Annotated in this window: 15 protein-coding genes; 2 read left to right on the forward strand and 13 right to left on the reverse strand. The window is 55.1% G+C overall.

Annotated features, from left to right (window positions below):
- Positions 1-67: 67 nt before the first annotated feature.
- The 13 genes from ACO7SM_RS05965 to ACO7SM_RS06025 all read right to left on the reverse strand — a co-directional run bounded on the left by ACO7SM_RS05965 (position 68) and on the right by ACO7SM_RS06025 (position 14,243).
- On the reverse strand, positions 68-2,083 hold the full coding sequence (locus ACO7SM_RS05965) for a sigma 54-interacting transcriptional regulator (protein ID WP_490470084.1): 2,016 nt from the start codon (positions 2,081-2,083) through the stop codon (positions 68-70).
- A 110-nt stretch (positions 2,084-2,193) separates the two neighbouring features.
- Entirely contained in the window at positions 2,194-2,607 is a 414-nt protein-coding gene (locus ACO7SM_RS05970; protein WP_490470085.1) for a formate hydrogenlyase maturation HycH family protein, read from the reverse strand.
- On the reverse strand, positions 2,600-3,367 hold the full coding sequence (locus tag ACO7SM_RS05975) for an NADH-quinone oxidoreductase subunit B family protein (RefSeq protein WP_490470086.1): 768 nt from the start codon (positions 3,365-3,367) through the stop codon (positions 2,600-2,602). The genes ACO7SM_RS05970 and ACO7SM_RS05975 overlap by 8 nt, the downstream gene beginning before the upstream one ends.
- Complete coding sequence (gene hyfH, locus ACO7SM_RS05980; protein WP_192613039.1) at positions 3,364-3,912, reverse strand: hydrogenase 4 subunit H; 549 nt, start codon at positions 3,910-3,912, stop codon at positions 3,364-3,366. Before hyfH ends, ACO7SM_RS05975 begins: the two co-directional genes overlap by 4 nt.
- Before the next feature lie 10 nt (positions 3,913-3,922).
- Positions 3,923-5,650: a hydrogenase large subunit gene (locus ACO7SM_RS05985; RefSeq protein ID WP_490470087.1), complete on the reverse strand. Its 1,728-nt coding sequence runs from the start codon at positions 5,648-5,650 to the stop codon at positions 3,923-3,925.
- The gene (gene hyfF, locus ACO7SM_RS05990) at positions 5,628-7,220 is read right to left on the reverse strand and encodes a hydrogenase 4 subunit F (RefSeq protein WP_490470088.1); all 1,593 of its coding nucleotides are present in this window, start codon (positions 7,218-7,220) and stop codon (positions 5,628-5,630) included. Before hyfF ends, ACO7SM_RS05985 begins: the two co-directional genes overlap by 23 nt.
- Before the next feature lie 4 nt (positions 7,221-7,224).
- Positions 7,225-7,875 (reverse strand): hydrogenase 4 membrane subunit, encoded by a 651-nt coding sequence (gene hyfE, locus ACO7SM_RS05995; RefSeq protein ID WP_490470089.1) that lies wholly within the window; start codon positions 7,873-7,875, stop codon positions 7,225-7,227.
- Between the two features lie 11 nt (positions 7,876-7,886).
- Complete coding sequence (locus ACO7SM_RS06000) at positions 7,887-9,326, reverse strand: hydrogenase 4 subunit D (protein ID WP_490470090.1); 1,440 nt, start codon at positions 9,324-9,326, stop codon at positions 7,887-7,889.
- A 16-nt stretch (positions 9,327-9,342) separates the two neighbouring features.
- The gene (locus ACO7SM_RS06005) at positions 9,343-10,290 is read right to left on the reverse strand and encodes a respiratory chain complex I subunit 1 family protein (protein WP_192613034.1); all 948 of its coding nucleotides are present in this window, start codon (positions 10,288-10,290) and stop codon (positions 9,343-9,345) included.
- Between the two features lie 10 nt (positions 10,291-10,300).
- Positions 10,301-12,322, reverse strand: a complete 2,022-nt coding sequence (hyfB, locus tag ACO7SM_RS06010) for a hydrogenase 4 subunit B (RefSeq protein ID WP_490470091.1) — start codon at positions 12,320-12,322, stop codon at positions 10,301-10,303.
- Complete coding sequence (locus tag ACO7SM_RS06015; protein ID WP_192613032.1) at positions 12,322-12,939, reverse strand: 4Fe-4S dicluster domain-containing protein; 618 nt, start codon at positions 12,937-12,939, stop codon at positions 12,322-12,324. Before ACO7SM_RS06015 ends, hyfB begins: the two co-directional genes overlap by 1 nt.
- A 261-nt stretch (positions 12,940-13,200) precedes the next feature.
- Positions 13,201-13,671 carry a thioredoxin-dependent thiol peroxidase gene (bcp, locus tag ACO7SM_RS06020; RefSeq protein ID WP_192613031.1) on the reverse strand — a complete coding sequence of 157 codons (471 nt, stop codon included), beginning with the start codon at positions 13,669-13,671 and terminating at the stop codon, positions 13,201-13,203.
- Positions 13,671-14,243, reverse strand: coding sequence for a glycine cleavage system transcriptional repressor (locus ACO7SM_RS06025; protein ID WP_276294384.1), 573 nt, complete (start codon positions 14,241-14,243; stop codon positions 13,671-13,673). Before ACO7SM_RS06025 ends, bcp begins: the two co-directional genes overlap by 1 nt.
- 145 nt (positions 14,244-14,388) lie before the next feature.
- Here ACO7SM_RS06025 and dapA point away from each other — a divergent pair, with 145 nt between their 5' ends.
- Both dapA and bamC read left to right on the forward strand, forming a co-directional pair.
- Complete coding sequence (gene dapA, locus ACO7SM_RS06030; protein ID WP_490470092.1) at positions 14,389-15,267, forward strand: 4-hydroxy-tetrahydrodipicolinate synthase; 879 nt, start codon at positions 14,389-14,391, stop codon at positions 15,265-15,267.
- Positions 15,268-15,283: 16 nt separating this feature from the next.
- Positions 15,284-16,318: an outer membrane protein assembly factor BamC gene (gene bamC / locus ACO7SM_RS06035; protein ID WP_490470093.1), complete on the forward strand. Its 1,035-nt coding sequence runs from the start codon at positions 15,284-15,286 to the stop codon at positions 16,316-16,318.
- Positions 16,319-16,397: the final 79 nt, after the last annotated feature.

Below are 16,397 nucleotides of genomic sequence, written 5' to 3' on the forward strand. Positions count from 1 at the left end.
ACAGTGCGTACCAGAGTGAGAGCCTCTTATAAAAATGAAATGTGAATCCCTTCACAGAGTTGCAGCGTTACAAGACCTCACGCGCGGTAATGCCCAGCCGTTGCATACGCGATAATAAGGTTGTGCGTTTCATACCCAGTCGCGTAGCGGCGCCACGAGGCCCGGCGACAATGCCGTTCGTTTCCCGTAGAACCTGAATAATACGCTGGCGCTCCTCTTCATCATTTTCTGGTGTGGCGGGATTAAGCATTTCCGACATCGGCCCGGAAACGGGGGAATCGCTTCCCAGCGGCGGCAGCAGCCGGGTCTGGCGGGTATTCAGATGCAAATTCAGGCTATTGCCCCGGGTGAGCAATACCGCACGCTCGATCACGTTTTCCAGTTCACGCACGTTCCCCGGCCAGTCCCATGTCATCAGTTGACGTAGCGCTTCCGTCGGGATCACGTCAATGTTCCGGTTCATCCGCTTCGCCATTTTTTGCGTAAAGTGTTTTGCCAGCAGCGGAATATCTTCCGGCCGTTCGCGCAGCGGCGGTATCTCAAGGGGAAAAACGTTCAGCCGATAAAACAGATCGCTGCGAAATTGGCGGTCTTCGACCATTTGCCACAGATCGCGGTTGGTGGCGGCAATCATTCGCACGTTGACCGGTATTGTTTTGTTTCCGCCCAGACGTTCGATCTCCCTTTCCTGTAGGACTCGCAGCAGCTTGGGCTGTAACTCGAGGGGAAGATCGCCGATTTCATCGAGAAATAAGGTTCCGCCGTCGGCAATTTCAAACCGACCGCGATGGGTGTTAATTGCGCCGGTAAAGGCGCCTTTATCGTGTCCGAACAGTTCGCTTTCCAGCAGGCTGGCGGGGATCGCGGCGCAGTTAATCTTTACCAGTGGTTTATCCCGGCGCAGACTTAACTGATGGATAGCACGGGCAATCACCTCTTTCCCCGTTCCCGTTTCACCGCAGATCAACACGGTACTGTCGCTCTGCGCCACAATGTTAATCTGCGAAAGCAGGTCATCCATTGCCTGGCTTTGATAGATAATATTCCCGGCGCCCTGGCCTGCGAACAGTTGCTCACTGAGCTGAAAATTTTCTTGTTTCAGGCTCTCTTTCAGGTCAGTCATGCTGCGCCAGGCGTCGGCATTATCTACGGCGATAGCCACGCGGTCGGCAATATGTTGGAGAAGTTCGCAATTCTCTTCGCTGAACTGCGATCGCGAAGGGTGCGCGAGAAGTAAGACGCCTGGCGTATGGCTGCCAAAGGTCAGCGGCAGAAAGAAGGCGGATTCGATGCGGCTGTTTTTCAGATCCAGCAGCAGCGGGTCGTGCTCCCACAAAACGGGATCGTCTTCCAGATGCAGCAAACAGGCGTGCTTGTCGCGCAGCGTTTGCATCAGCATGATGCTCTGTTCCTGCAGGATAAACTGCAGGCGTTCCGGCTGTTCTTCCTGCGAAAAATCGGTACTCCATGCGCAGAATTTGTCTGTCCGCCGGGTATCCCGCAGTACCATGCTGACGAAAGTGATACCGAAGAAGTGGTTAATCTCTCTGGCAACATCATCGATCAACTCTTCCAGATTTAAATGGGAGAGCACCGAGTTGGTTATATCGACCAGCACGCGATGATGATCGCGTTCTTTCGAGATGGTATGAAGGGATTCCTGCTGGCTCGACTGGGTAAGCATCGACTCCAGCGCTGGCGTCATAATACGAACTAACCAGTTGAATAAGCTGGTGTCCTGGCGGGTAAACGTTCCTTTATCCGTGCGAATGAAGCGTAACTCCGCCATCAGCGTATCGCCGAGCAGTGTGGCGTGTCGCGAAGAGTCGCTGACGTTGTGCAGGAAAGGCTCTTCGACTATCTCATCAGTTCCGTCGTCGAAGCAGCGATAATAGAAGCTGCTTTCCGGGAAGTGGAGTTCAATGAGTTGTATTGGGCTGAAGGGTGGGGGGAGCGGAACGAAGGCGTGCAATAGAGAGGCCTTATCATTCTGCCGGGTCAGAGAGCGCATAAGCGTACTGACTACATCATCCAACAACTTACCTACAGGCGGGGCAAAAATTGCCTCGTCAAACTTTGTCATCAACGGTCCTTTTTACTGAAGAGACATTTTGTGTAGCGGCTGCGTTTTCGGTAGCGATCATGGCAACACGACACTTTACCTTATCCCTTCACTTCGTAATGTTATCCGTCTCACGAGATCTTCCGCGCCATCAGATAAATGGCGGGCTCACGAACAATATCATCCAGCAGATGAATCAATTGGATACTCAGATTACGCCACGGTTCTGCGGCGTCATCGGCGAGGGGGGAAAAGGCGCGGCTGAGCATGTTAACGTGGCTGGCATCGATAACAATTTCGTCAAAGCGAAGGACGCCCGCCATTTTGCGGCGCGCCTCTTCATCTTCTACTTGCGCTATCCATTGGTTGTAGTCTGCCAGCGGGCAGGTTAATGCCACGTTCAGGCAGTCGATGACGCCAACGTGATGGCCTATCGCCAGTGAGTAGTACATGACCTGGCGACTTTTTTCCGGCATGGCGACCGTACTGTCGAGAAACTTCTTTCGCAGCGTCCAGAAGACGATTTCGCCGCGCTGATTAGCCATGTTGCCCCCTGAGAGTCAGTAATAACTGGTGTACGATGTCGGTCAGGCGCGGATCGTCAGCTTCTTGTAACCAGCTCGCCACCTGTTGACCGGAAGGATCCTGCGTCAGCACCCGTAAGAGCTGGTCGCAGATCTCCCGTCCCTGGCGATAACCCGCCAGGCGGCGCGCCTCTCTCTCCATGGCGATACGCTGGGCGGGTGGGATCTGCGGCCACAGCGGTTGAGACGGTTCGGCTGCGGCATCAACATAATCCACACCATGAATTTTCTGCTGCAGTAATCCCAGTGCCACGGCAAAACCGTGGATCGTCGCGGCTGGCGTGGGCGGGCACCCCGGTATCCACACGTCGATAGGCACAATCGTGTCACTGCCTCCCCACACGCAGTACAGATCGTGGAAAATCCCGCCACCGACGCCGCAGGCGCCATAGGAAACGCAGATCTTATGGTCTGGCGCGGAGTGATACGCGCGTAGCGCAGGCATGCGCATTGCACGGGTCACGGCGCCGGTAAATAACAAAATATCGGCATGTCGGGGGGACGCCACCACCTTAATACCAAATCGTTCAGCGTCGAACACCGGGGTGATCGCAGAGAAGATCTCGATTTCGCAGCCATTACACCCGCCACAGTCAACGCGATAAACATACGCTGAGCGGCGAATATCCTTCAGGAGGCGCTGCTTCATTTGTTGTGCCTGGTCGTCCAGCGTAATGGGCTGACTGACGTGGTGGCGATGCGTTGCCGTTAACGAAGTCATTGCTTCTCCTTAATGGCAAAAGATATATTTTCGCAGCCGCCATGAAACAGCGCGGCGCGTTGTTTACACTCCGGGCATATGCCTGCCTGCTGACGCAGCAATTCCAGGTTTTGCGGCGCATTTTGCTGTTGCACCAGTAACGCGACGGCCATCTCAATCGACTTTTCTGGCGCAAACGGCCGCTGACACTGAGTGCAGTGTTGCAGGCGGAACGTTGCGCGGGTGAACAAATCCGCTTTACACGTGACTGCCAGCTCGAAGTTTTCAGACAGCCGTATCGCCCGGGTTGGGCACACCTCTTCGCAACGACCGCAATAAATACAGCGCCCCAAATAGAGCTGCCATGTGCGGGTGTTATCCTGCGCGGAGGTTTCCATGGTCAGTGCGTTGGCCGGGCACGCCGACGTACAGGCCGCACACGCGATGCACTGACGTGGATCCAGTTCCGGCTTACCGCGAAAGCCGGGGCTGACCTCCAGCGGCGCAAAAGGGTATTTCACCGTGGGCTCTCCAGCCCGCATGATGGTTTTGAGTAATTTCAGCATTTTTCTGTCCTTACTTCAGCGGCGAACGACTACGGTCAATGCTGTAGCGCTCGATCTCTTTATACGGCACGGTTTTCGACTTGCGCTTACGCACATCAATCAGCGTCACGCGGTCAGTGCAGGAATAGCAAGGATCGAGGCTGCCGATAATCAGCGGCGCATCAGAAATGGTGTTGCCGCGCAGCATGTAGCGCAGAACGGGCCAGTTCGCATAGGTCGCGGCACGGCAGCGCCAGCGGAACAGCTTCTGGTTGTCGCCGAGCATGCTCCAGTGCACATCTTCGCCGCGTGGCGCTTCTACAAAGCCGAGGGCAAAAGCGTGTGGGCGATAGGTGAAGCCTTCGGTGAGCAGCGGCGTATTCGGCATCATGTCGAGGGCGTATTCGATCATCGCCAGCGAGTCGAAAGTCTCTTTCACGCGCACCATCACGCGGGAGAACACATCGCCACCAGGGAAGCTAAACAGCGTTTTCGGGATGTTGGCGTAGTCAGAATACGGATGGTCAAAACGCAGGTCGCGGGCAAAACCGCTGCCGCGAATCAACGGCCCTACCGGGCTAAAGTCGCGGGCAATTTGTCGGTCGAGAATACCGACGCCCTGGGTGCGTTGTTCCATATTGGGGGTTGCGAGCAGCATTTCGACGAGATCCGAGACCTCAGCGCGCATTTCCCGAACCAGCTTCAGCGTTTGCAGACGCTGCTCTTTGAGAATATCGCGGCGAACGCCGCCAATCAGATTGAGGCCATAGGTTTTACGCGAACCCGTCAGCAGTTCCGCCATCGTCATCGATTTTTCACGTACGCGGAAGAACTGCATAAAGCCGGTATCGAAGCCGACAAAGTGGCAGGAAAGACCCAGATTAAGCAGATGGCTGTGCAGGCGTTCGACTTCCAGCAATATCGAACGGATGGTATGCGCACGCTGCGGGACGTGGATCCCAAGCGCATTTTCGACGGACGTGGCGTAGGCCACGCTGTGGGCAAATCCACAAATGCCGCAGACCCTGTCCGACAAAAATGTCACTTCGTTGTAGCCCATCCGCGTTTCCGCCAGTTTTTCCATGCCGCGATGCACGTAAAACAGGCGATAATCGGCGTCGACTATCCGCTCACCATCGACAAAAAGGCGAAAATGCCCGGGTTCGTCGGAGGTAATATGCAGCGGGCCGATGGGGATCACGCGCGCGTCATCACCGCCGTCGTTAATAAACGGATAGGTTTCGCTATCGGTCGTCGGCCCTGGGCGCAGGCGATAATCCATGGCATCTTTACGCAGCGGATGCATATCGTCAGGCCAGTCGTCTGGCAGCACCAGTCGGCGCTGATCGGGCAAACCGACCGGAATAAGGCCATACATATCGCGAATTTCCCGCTCACCCCAGACCGCCGCCGGGACACGTGGCGTGACCGAAGGGAACTCACGACTGTTGGCATCGACCAACGCTTTCACCACAATCCAGCATTTTTCTGCGCCTTCAATCGAGAGCGCATAGTAAACCGCATAGTGTCCGTTCAGGCTGCGTTCGTCGTTACCAAACAGCACCGGTAGCCAGCCTTCATGCTGGTAGTAAAGATAATGGACGATGTCGGGCAGCAGATTCGTTTTTACCGTAATCGTCACCTGCGTCGGCGTTTGTCGCTCTTCGTCCAGCACCGCGCCAGGAAACTGAGTTCTTACTGCGGCCAGACAGGCTTCGCCGCGGATTGACTGGTTATTAACGCTGTCTGAATAATTCACTTTTACTCTCCGGTACCGATGCAGTAGTGGGGTTAACAAAATCACGCCAGCCGTTTAACTGACCAGGGCGTTCAGAGGAGCCTGAAAGCACGATCGCGGAGGCATTTTCCAGAATTCGGCTTACCGGTTGCGGTATGTGGGTACCCATGACCAGCATCATGACCAGCAGAACCACCATGGGGAGCGTCGTCAGCCAACCCAGTTCACCGCGACTCACCGCCTCTGGCGGGCGAGCAAACAGAACCCGGGCTACCATGCGGATCAGACCCGCCAGCACCACCGTCAGCAGCAGTAAGAGCACAATGGTGATCACGATATGATCGCGGGCAAGACCCGCCGTCACGATCATAAATTCACTGAGGAAGATATTGAACGGAGGCATGCCCGCGAGCGCGAGCGCACCGCCCGCAAACAGGACGGCGGTAAACGGCATGATTTTTAGCATCCCGCAGACCACATCAATATTGCGCGTGCCGTATTTCAGCAGTACGTTGCCGGAACCGCAGAACAGCAGGGTTTTCGCCAGACTGTGGTTTAAGGTATGCAGCAACGCCGCCAGAATCCCCAGCGGCCCGCCGATACCCAGCGCGACGGCGACCAGCCCCATGTTTTCCACGCTGGAATAGGCCAGCAGACGTTTCATGTCCTGCTGTACGAGAATAAAGAAGGCGGCAACCCCGACGGACAACAGACCGAAAATCAACAGCAGCATATTGGGGAAATCGCTGCCGATGGCGTTGCAGATAATGATGTAATACCGGATCAACACCAGCAGCGCGCAGTTAAGCAGTACCGCAGAAAGCAGGGCGCTCACCGGGCTTGGCGCCTCACTGTGCGCATCCGGCAGCCAGGCGTGCATCGGGAACAAACCCGTTTTGGTGCCGAAACCAATCAGGACAAACACAAACGCCAGCAGCATCAGCGTTGGGTCAAGCAGCGTCGCCTGCTTCAACACGTCAGTCCAGAAAATCGCCAGATTAGGATCGGACATCATGCTCGCGGCGTTGGCGTAAACCAGAACGGTGCCAAACAGACCGAAAGCGACGCCAACGGTACAGATGATGATGTACTTCCAGGCCGCTTCCAGTGAGGAGCGCTGGCCGTAAATGCCCACCAAAAACGCGGAACTGAGGGTGGTGGCTTCAATCGCCGCCCACATCACGATCAGGTTATTACTGGTCACCACCAGCAGCATCGTGAACAAAAACAAATGGAAGAAACCGTAATAGTTACAAAGCGTAAGCTCGGTGATTTCTCCGTGTTTCACCTCATGATTCATATAACCGATTGAATAGAGGCCCGTGAGAAAACCAATAATGCCCAGAATGGCTAAAAACAGACCGCTCAGGCTATCAATATGCAGCCAGCGATGCCCGGCGAAAATTTCGCCTACGCTCAGCGCTTCTTTTACCGTCCATAGCGTCAGAATCAGCAGTAATGCGATCCCCACGGTATGAATCAGGGTAACCGCGTTGCGTGCTGACCCGCCCGTCATGCGACAGGCAAAACAGAGCAATGAGATAACCAGTGGCGTCAGCAGCAGTAAGGTGAACATGACAGAATGACTCATTTCATTATCCCTTCAACGCAGTCAGGTTGTTCACGTCCAGCGTGCCATGGGTTCGCCAAATTTTTCTGGCCAGCAGCACCATCACGATAACGGCGAAAATGGCGTCGGTCGCAATGCCTATTTCGACCAGTTCTGGCGCGCGCCAGGCAATCAGCGCCAGCACCAGATGGGAGCCGTTCTCCATCAGGCAGTAGCCGAAAATCTGCCGCAATATATTGCGTTGGCTGATAATGCACAGCAGTCCGAGGAGGAAATGCCCCAGCGCAACCGCCAGTGCAGGCTTCAGGTCTGCCGCCATCGGTAATTTCACCGGCTGTACGACGAAAGCGCAGAGCAGCACAATTAGCGCGGCCAGTAACGCCATGGTTGCCGGGCCGAACAAGTTCTTTTCGGTGCTGACCGGGGCGATTTTGCGGACGGCAAAACTCATGATCATCGGCACCATCACCACTTTGGTGACGAAAGCGCTGACCGACCACATCATCAATTGCTCTGCCGCAAACACTTGCGAGAGCGTCACGAAAATGGACACCAGAACCAGCGACTGGACGGCATAAAAAATACATGAGAGGCGATAGCCTTTGACGCAGATCACCAGAAGTGACGTCAGCATCATCAGTCCCGCCAGATTATTTACGAGCGTTGTTCCCGTCATCCTTCACCTCCTTACTGAAGCCAGGTTGCGGCGATGACGCTGGACACAAGCGACATCACAATCAGTACCATCAATACCAGACGCATTGAGAGCGGCAGCGGCACTGCCTGCGCAACGTCGTCACTCGGTTTGCCCGGCACGACGCGACCAAACCAATAAATAAACCAACCGAAGCTGGCGACCGATTCAATCAGCACCAGAACCATGACGGGTATCAGCAACCAGTACTGACTGGAGAGCATGAAACCGGCGGCGAAAAGCGGGTACTTGCTGAAGAAACCGTTGAATGGCGGGACGCCGGTGATGGCCAGCGCCGCCACGCAGAAACCAATTCCCACCAGCGGCAACGTGCGCAATATGCCGCGCAGGCGCGGCAGCAGACGTGTTCCGCAGCTATAGCTCAGCGAACCCGCGACCAGGAAGAACAGGCTTTTGGCAAACGCATGGTTGACGATGTAAGCAATACCGCCTTCGAAAGCGAGATGAGAACCGAAGGTGGCAAGCGACAGCGCGAGAAAGATATAGGCCAGTTGGGTAATGGTCGACCAGGCCAGCAGACGCTTCATATCGTGTTGCGGCAGATACATCATGAAGCCGTAAATCAGCGTGACCAGCGCCATCACCACGCCTGTCCAGCCAATGGCGGGTGGGATCTGGCCGCCGTCGAGGATTGCGCGGGCAAAAATGTAAACCCCCACTTTGACCATCGAGGCCGCATGTAAATATGCACTGACCGGCGTTGGCGCTTCCATCGCATCCGGCAACCAGGCCTGGAGCGGCAACTGCGCCGATTTCCCCCATGCGGCGAACAGAATGCCGCCGTAGACCAGGTAGCGGGCGTCACCTTGCACTTCACTCAGCGCACTGAGCGCAAAGGTGCCGGTCTGTAAAAACAGCGTGGCGGCGGCGAGGTACAATCCCAGCGAGGCGATGTGAGTAATCAACAGCGCCTTTAATGCAGAACGCTGCGATTTCGCTGTCTGGTAGTAGCTGATCAGCGCCCAGGAACAGCCGCCGGTGATTTCGAAAAACAGCAGTTGCCCCAGAATAGTGGAAGAGAGAACCAGCCCGGACATGGCGCCGATAAAAATCAGCAGAAAGGCGTAATAGCGGTTGCTGCCGTTGTGCGGGTGTTCGCGGTTTTTTTCGGTCAAATAGCCGTTGGAAAAAAGTGAAACCAGCAGGCCGAGAAAAACAACCACAAACAGGATTAACGTACTGACGCGATCGATAACCAGCCCAAACAGCTCGACGTCATTGACGCCCGCCAGAGAAAGCACAACCGTCGCTTTCCCGGTCTGGTAAAACATGACCTCCAGCGCCAGCATACTGAGCGTCGCCAGTCCGGCAAAGAGCGTCCCCAATGTGGCGGCCTGGCGCTGTGGGGCAAGCGAAACGACCAGCGCGCCGATAAACGGTAGCAGCAGCGTCGTTAGAGCAAGAGATTCCATGGTATGTCGATGCTCCTTACAGACCGGTTAACCAGAAAACATACGACAGCGCGGCGAGACTAAAACCGAGCCAGGTAACGTGGTGCGTCAGCAGGAATCTGCCGCGCGCCAGAGTATTTTCGACGAAAGAGGCCAGCACGAAGAGCAGCAGAACTTTGCCCAACGTCACGACCAGCGAGATCAGTAAGCTGCTGAAGGTCAGGGTTGTTGCGTTACCAAACGGCAGGAACAGCGAGATGAACAATGCGGCCATCACCACCTGTTTCAGCCCAAGTCCCCACTTCACCAGCGCCAGTCCGGCACCGGAATACTCTGTTAACGGCCCTTCCTGAAGTTCCTGCTCGGCTTCTGCAACATCAAAAGGAATTTTTCCCATTTCAATGAAGCAGGCGAAACCGCAGGCGAGTAATGCCAGCAGTGTGGCGACCGGCGATGCCCAACCTGCGGCCAGTACGTTGCTAATGACGGCGATATGCGTGGAACCGGCCATTAACGCGATAACGAGCAGAGAGAGGATCAGAATGGGTTCCACCAGAATCCCCATCGTCATTTCGCGGCTGGCCCCGACACCTGAAAACGGACTTCCGGTATCCAGCCCGGAAAGGGCAAAAAAGAAGCGGAATAAGGCAAAGAGATAGATAAGGGTTATCAAATCGCCGCCGCCCGCGAGGGGCGACGTACGAATGAAGAGTGGCAGCGCCATTGCCACCACCAACATGCTGCTGAGCAATACCCATGGCATGACGCGAAACATCAGACCCGATGAAGAGGGCGCGACTTCCTGACGCTTTAACAGTTTGTTGATGTCGCGGTAATCCTGCCAAATCCCCGGCCCCGTGCGTGAGTGCATCCGGGCGCGGATCTGCCGGGAAATCCCGGTGAACAACGGCGTCAGTGCCAATAAAATGACGGCCTGCAACAACGCAAAACCTGCCAGATATCCGTCGAAGAGTGTGGGTGTCATGGTCGTTTCCTCAGACGGCGATAATCAGTAACAGAATGACCAGCGCAGCCACGACATACAGGCAATACAGGCGGAAGTCGCCGCTTTGCAGATACTGTATTTTGTGCGCCAGGCGCTGTGTCATACGAACGATGGGGGCGATGATGTACTCATCCCAGAACGGTTCCGTGTTCCGCGCAGCGGTCGTGGCGTGGCGTAAGCCACTGGCGAGCGGCGGTGACGGATCGAGCTGTTTGCGTAACCGATAAAGCGTGGAGAACATCACCCGCAGCGGCTGAGTGAAGCTGCCAGCAGAAGGCGCCATCGCGCTTTCCCAGCCGTAGCCGCAGGCCCAGGCATCCCCGGCGCGGCGAAACGCGCCGCGTCTGGAGCGATAGACCCACCAGTAAATACCCGGCAGGAGAGGCAGGGCGAGCAGCAGCAGGAAAACGGTTGACGGGGTCATCAGGGTTTCATGCATTTCTCCTGGGATCAGCGAAATTCCCTCTGCCACATGCGCGGTACTGGCCGCCGTAAACGAGAGCACAATCTGCATGATTTGCGGCGCGACCCAGCTTGCGCCGATGCCGGTAAAGACGCACAGCGCGGCGAGCACGGCCATTGCCACCACCATCTGCCAGGGCGCTTCCTGTGCCTGCTCCGCTTTTTCGCTGCGCGGCGCACCGCAGAAGCTGATGCCGTAAACTTTAACGAAGCACATGGCGGCCAGCGCACCCGTAATGGCGAGCATCACAATGGCGATAGGGCCCGCCAGGCGCAATGCCACATCGTCAAAGCGGGTCAGGGCGAATAACGACTGGTAGGTGTACCACTCGCTGATAAAACCGTTCAGCGGCGGCATCGCCGAAATGGCGAGACAGCCAATCAGAAACGCGCCCGCGGTCCAGGGCATCCGTTTCGCCAGCGCGCCCATTTTTTCCATATCGCGGGTGTGTAAACGCCAGATGATGGCCCCGGCGCCAAGAAACAGCAGACCTTTAAACAACGCGTGATTGAGCAGGTGAAAGAGGGCGCCCAGCAGGCCGACCGCCGCCAGGACTGGCTGGTGTATCGACAGGCCAATCATGCCGACCCCGACCCCGAGCAAAATAATGCCGATGTTCTCAACGGTGTGCCAGGCCAGCAGGCGTTTAATGTCATGCTCCGCCAGGGCATACAGTACGCCGAGCACGGCAGACACCGCGCCAAACGCCAGCACGACGATGCCCCACCACAGTGGAATGCCGCTGTGCCCAAGGAGATCGATACCGACCTTGAGAATGCCGAAAATGCCGATTTTCACCATCACGCCAGACATCAGCGCGGAAGCATGTGACGGCGCGGCAGGGTGAGCGCGGGGTAACCAACTGTGCAGCGGTAGCATCCCCGCTTTTGCGCCAAAGCCAAAAAATGCCAGCAGGAAAACGGCAGAAGCCAGACCGGGCGAAAGTGACAATTCCCGGAAGCTGGCGAAGTCGAGGCTGCCGCTTTGTCGCCACATCAGGAAGAAGGCGATCATTATCAGAACTGAACCGGCGTGGGCGATGAAGAAGTAAAGCATGCCTGCGCTGACGGATTCGTCATCCTGTTCGGCAATCACCAGGAACCATGAGGCCAGCGACATGATTTCGAACAGCACAATAAACCAGAAGGCGTTGTCCATCACCAGCAAGCCGACCATCGACGCGATAAAGAGGTTCATAAAGAACCCCATCGCAGCGGCACCTTTGCCGACGTATTCGCGCATGTAGGCCAAAGAGTAGAGCGCACAGACGGTGACCAGCAGTGAAATCACCAGCACCATAAAGGCTGACAGACTGTCCATTCGAACCGTCAGCGCGGCAAATGAGAAGGGAGTCTGAATAGCCCAGGTGAGCGTCGCGCCGGTTTTCAGTTGCGTTATCGCACTGCCGATACCGGTAAGTCCCCCTAAAACCCCCGATAAACCGGCGATATTAATGGCAGCCCGATCGCGTCCTGAGAATAACAATGACATCACGCCGCCGACGACATAGAGCGCCAGCGACCACATCAATAATTGCAGGGCATCCATTAACGTTGCTCCTGAGTCAATGAAAGAGGATCCAGCGCGAGATCCGGCATCGCGTCGACAGCCAGTTGTTGCTTCAGTCTGGTCTGCTGGCGCAGGACATCATCGGTGACCAGGTGCAACGCCTGAGTCACGCAGGTGGCGACGCACGCCGGACCGTCGGGGAGGAAATAGCAGAGGTCGCACTTAACGGCGATGGCTTGTACCCCCGCATCCCAGCGCAAGAAGGGGCTGAGCGCCGGAGCGCTTTCCGGCACGTCATTGAGTTGTCCTTCCGCCTGATGAGCAAACTGCGTGGGAACGTCAACAGGACGACTGCCGGAAGGGACAATGGCGCCAAACGGGCAGACAAGGCCGCAAAGTTTACAGCCAATGCAAAGGCTTTCATTGAGCTGAATGGCGTCATCATGGCGCGTGATCGCATTGACAGGACACACCTGCTTGCAGGGGGCGTCTTCGCAGTGACGACAAAGCACAGGCGCAGTTTGTGTGGGGGTTCGCACCAGAGCAAGTCGTGGATGTTGCTGCAAGCCTTGCTTTTTATGTACGTCCGAACACGCAGCAAGACAGGTATTGCATCCAATACACCACTGAGGATCGGCTATCACAAAGCGGTTCATGTGGCTCCTTGAGACAAAACAAAACGTTACGCCTGTTATGCACAAAGGATGCCAGTTTTTAAATTATCTTAAAATCAACTGGTTACATGAATTTTGCTGTGAATGCAGAACAAAAGTGATGGTCAATACCGTCTGCTATTTCGTGTGTCGGCATTAGTGTCGGCAGGGAAAATAACACTGTGATATTAGTCACATTGGGGGATGTTACGCAGAGAAAAACGGCGCTGGCGACAAAGGCGTCACCAGCGCCGGGAGGAGGAGTTACGCGTTTTCTTTTAACCAGTTCAGCACCACATCATGGTGATTGCTGGTTTTAAAGTCATCGAACACATGCTCAATTTTCCCGTCGGGATCGACGAGGAAACTGATGCGATGGATGCCATCGTAGGTTTTACCCATAAAGGATTTTTCACCCCAGATGCCGAATTGTTCGCAAACCTTATGATCTTCATCTGACAGCAGCGTGAAGTTAAGGACTTCTTTCTCAGCAAATCGGGAGAGCTTCTCAGGTTTATCGGTACTTACCCCCAGCACTTCAACACCTGCTTTTTTTAACTCGTCCATGTTATCGCGTAAGCCACAGGCTTGAACGGTACAGCCGGGCGTCATGGCTTTAGGGTAGAAATAAACCAAAACTCGCTGTCCCTGGAAGTCGGTTAAATTTACTTGTTCTCCGTCTTGATCCGGCAAGCTAAATTTCGGTGCGGTATCACCGGCTTTCAGTGGGTTCATTACTTAACTCCATCCTGTTCATCATGATGTGAATAATTGACAACGTTTATACTGCCTTGCGCATTGAGTTCTGTACATAATGATTTAAACGCGTGTTCAATATTTACCGAAACCTGCGATGCCGGGCTATGCGCGGTAATTTGAATAAAAAGTTGCGCAGCCTTTTCGTTTTCAGCAGGTTGAGTACGCGAAACCAGTTCGGCGATGTTCATTTGGTGGTTGTCGAACAGGGCGGTAAAACGCTCAATCAAATGCGGAGAGTCTGGCACGTCGACCTGCACCCACACCGTGGCGGGCATTGCCGGGCGAGGACGGGCGGTCGTGCGCTTCATCACAATCAATAAATCCAGCTCTGCGCCTTTCAACGGCAAGGTCGATTCAATCAGGGTGATGGCGTTCCAGGAACCCGATAACAACATAATAAACGTAAACTCATCCCCCAGCATCGCCAGTCGACTGTCTTCGATATTACAGCCGCAGCTGCTGACATGGCGGGTGATCGTGTTCACAATTCCCGGGCGATCGGCACCCAGCGCAGTGATGACCAGATAATGTTGCGATGACGATGTCAATCCTGTTCTTCCTTTCATAGGTGAGGTAATCATAAGGAAAGCATAAAAAAAACCTGCATACAACAATCAGAACGGCTCTGGTCACTTGCTTTTATTGTCGTACCAAACGTACCATTGAGACACTTATTTGCACAGGGGATGGCCCATGTTCACGGGAAGTATTGTCGCGCTTGTTACACCGATGGATGATAAAGGTAATGTCTGCCGGTCAAGCCTTAAAAAACTGATTGATTATCATGTCGCTAGCGGCACTTCGGCGATTGTTTCTGTTGGCACCACCGGCGAGTCTGCCACGTTAAGTCATGATGAGCATGGTGATGTGGTGATGATGACGCTGGAGCTGGCAGATGGACGTATTCCGGTGATTGCCGGAACGGGCGCCAATGCGACGGCGGAGGCTATTAGCCTGACTCAGCGTTTCAACGACAGCGGTATTGTCGGTTGCCTGACGGTGACGCCGTATTACAACCGTCCGACGCAGGAAGGGCTGTTCCAGCATTTCAAAGCCATCGCTGAGCACACCGACCTGCCGCAAATTCTGTATAATGTGCCATCCCGTACTGGTTGCGATATGCTGCCGGAAACCATTGGTCGCCTGTCGAAGGTGAAAAATATTGTCGCAATTAAAGAGGCGACAGGGAACTTAAGTCGCGTTCACCAGATCAAAGAGCTGGTTTCAGACGAGTTCGCGCTGCTTAGCGGCGATGATGCGACCTCGATGGACTTTATGCAGCTCGGTGGTCATGGCGTGATTTCTGTAACGACTAACGTTGCAGCGCGCGAAATGGCTGAAATGTGCAAACTGGCGGCAGAAGGGCGTTTTGCCGAGGCGCGTGTGATCAACCAGCGTCTGATGCCGTTACACAACAAATTATTTGTCGAACCCAATCCTATCCCGGTGAAATGGGCATGTAAGGAGTTGGGTCTTGTGGCGACCGATACGCTGCGCCTGCCAATGACGCCGATCACGGATAATGGTCGTGAGATTGTCAAAGCGGCGCTTAAGCATGCCGGTTTGCTGTAAAGTTTAGGGAGATTTGATGGCTTACTCAGTACAAAAGTCGCGCCTGGCCAAGGTTGCGGGTGTTTCGCTTGTTATGCTGCTCGCTGCCTGTAGTTCTGACTCGCGCTACAAGCGCCAGGTGAGCGGTGATGAATCCTATCTGGATGCCGCACCGCTTGCTGAACTTCATGCCCCTGCAGGGATGATTCTGCCGGTGCAAACAGGCGACTACAACGTTCCGGTGACCAACGGCAGCGGTGCTGTGGGTAAAGCACTGGACATTCGTCCTCCAGCTCAGCCGTTAGCGCTGGTCAGCGGCGCGCGTACCCAGTTTACTGGCGATACCGCAACCCTGCTGGTGGAGAATGGTCGTGGCAACACGCTGTGGCCACAGGTTGTTAGTCTGATTCAGTCTAAAAACTACCCGATAGACAAACGTGACGATGCCACTCAGACACTGACGACCGGTTGGGTTGACTGGAACCGTCTGGATGAAGACGAGCAGTATCGCGGACGCTATCAAATCTCTGTTAAACCGCAAGGTTATCAACAGGCTGTCTCAGTGAAACTGGTTAACCTGGAACAGGCGGGTAAACCGGTTGCCGATGCGGCGTCGTTGCAGCGTTACAGCGCTGAGATGATGAACGTTATCTCTGCGGGTCTCGATAAGACGGCCACAGACGCGGCGAATGCGGCGCAGAATCGTTCTGCTGCGACCATGGACGTACAGAGCGCGGCCGACGACACCGGTCTGCCGATGCTGGTCGTACGTGGTCCGTTTAACGTCGTCTGGCAGCGTCTGCCGGCAGCGCTTGAAAAAGTGGGCATGAAAGTGACCGACAGCACGCGCTCGCAGGGCAGCCTTGCAGTGACCTATAAACCGCTTTCTGACAGTGGCTGGCAGGAACTGGGCGCAAGCGACCCGGGGCTGGTTTCCGGCGATTATAAATTGCAGGTCGGTGATTTAGACAACCGTAGCAGCTTGCAGTTTATCGATCCGAAGGGGCATACCCTGACGCAATCGCAAAACGATGCCCTGGTTGCCGTATTCCAGGCTGCATTCAGTAAGTAATAAAACAGGGCTGGAGATATCCGGCCCTTTTTTCTGATATGATACGCAAACGTGTGCGTCGGCAGAAAAACGCAATTTT

This window comes from Citrobacter sp. LJND-P06, from assembly GCF_058188415.1.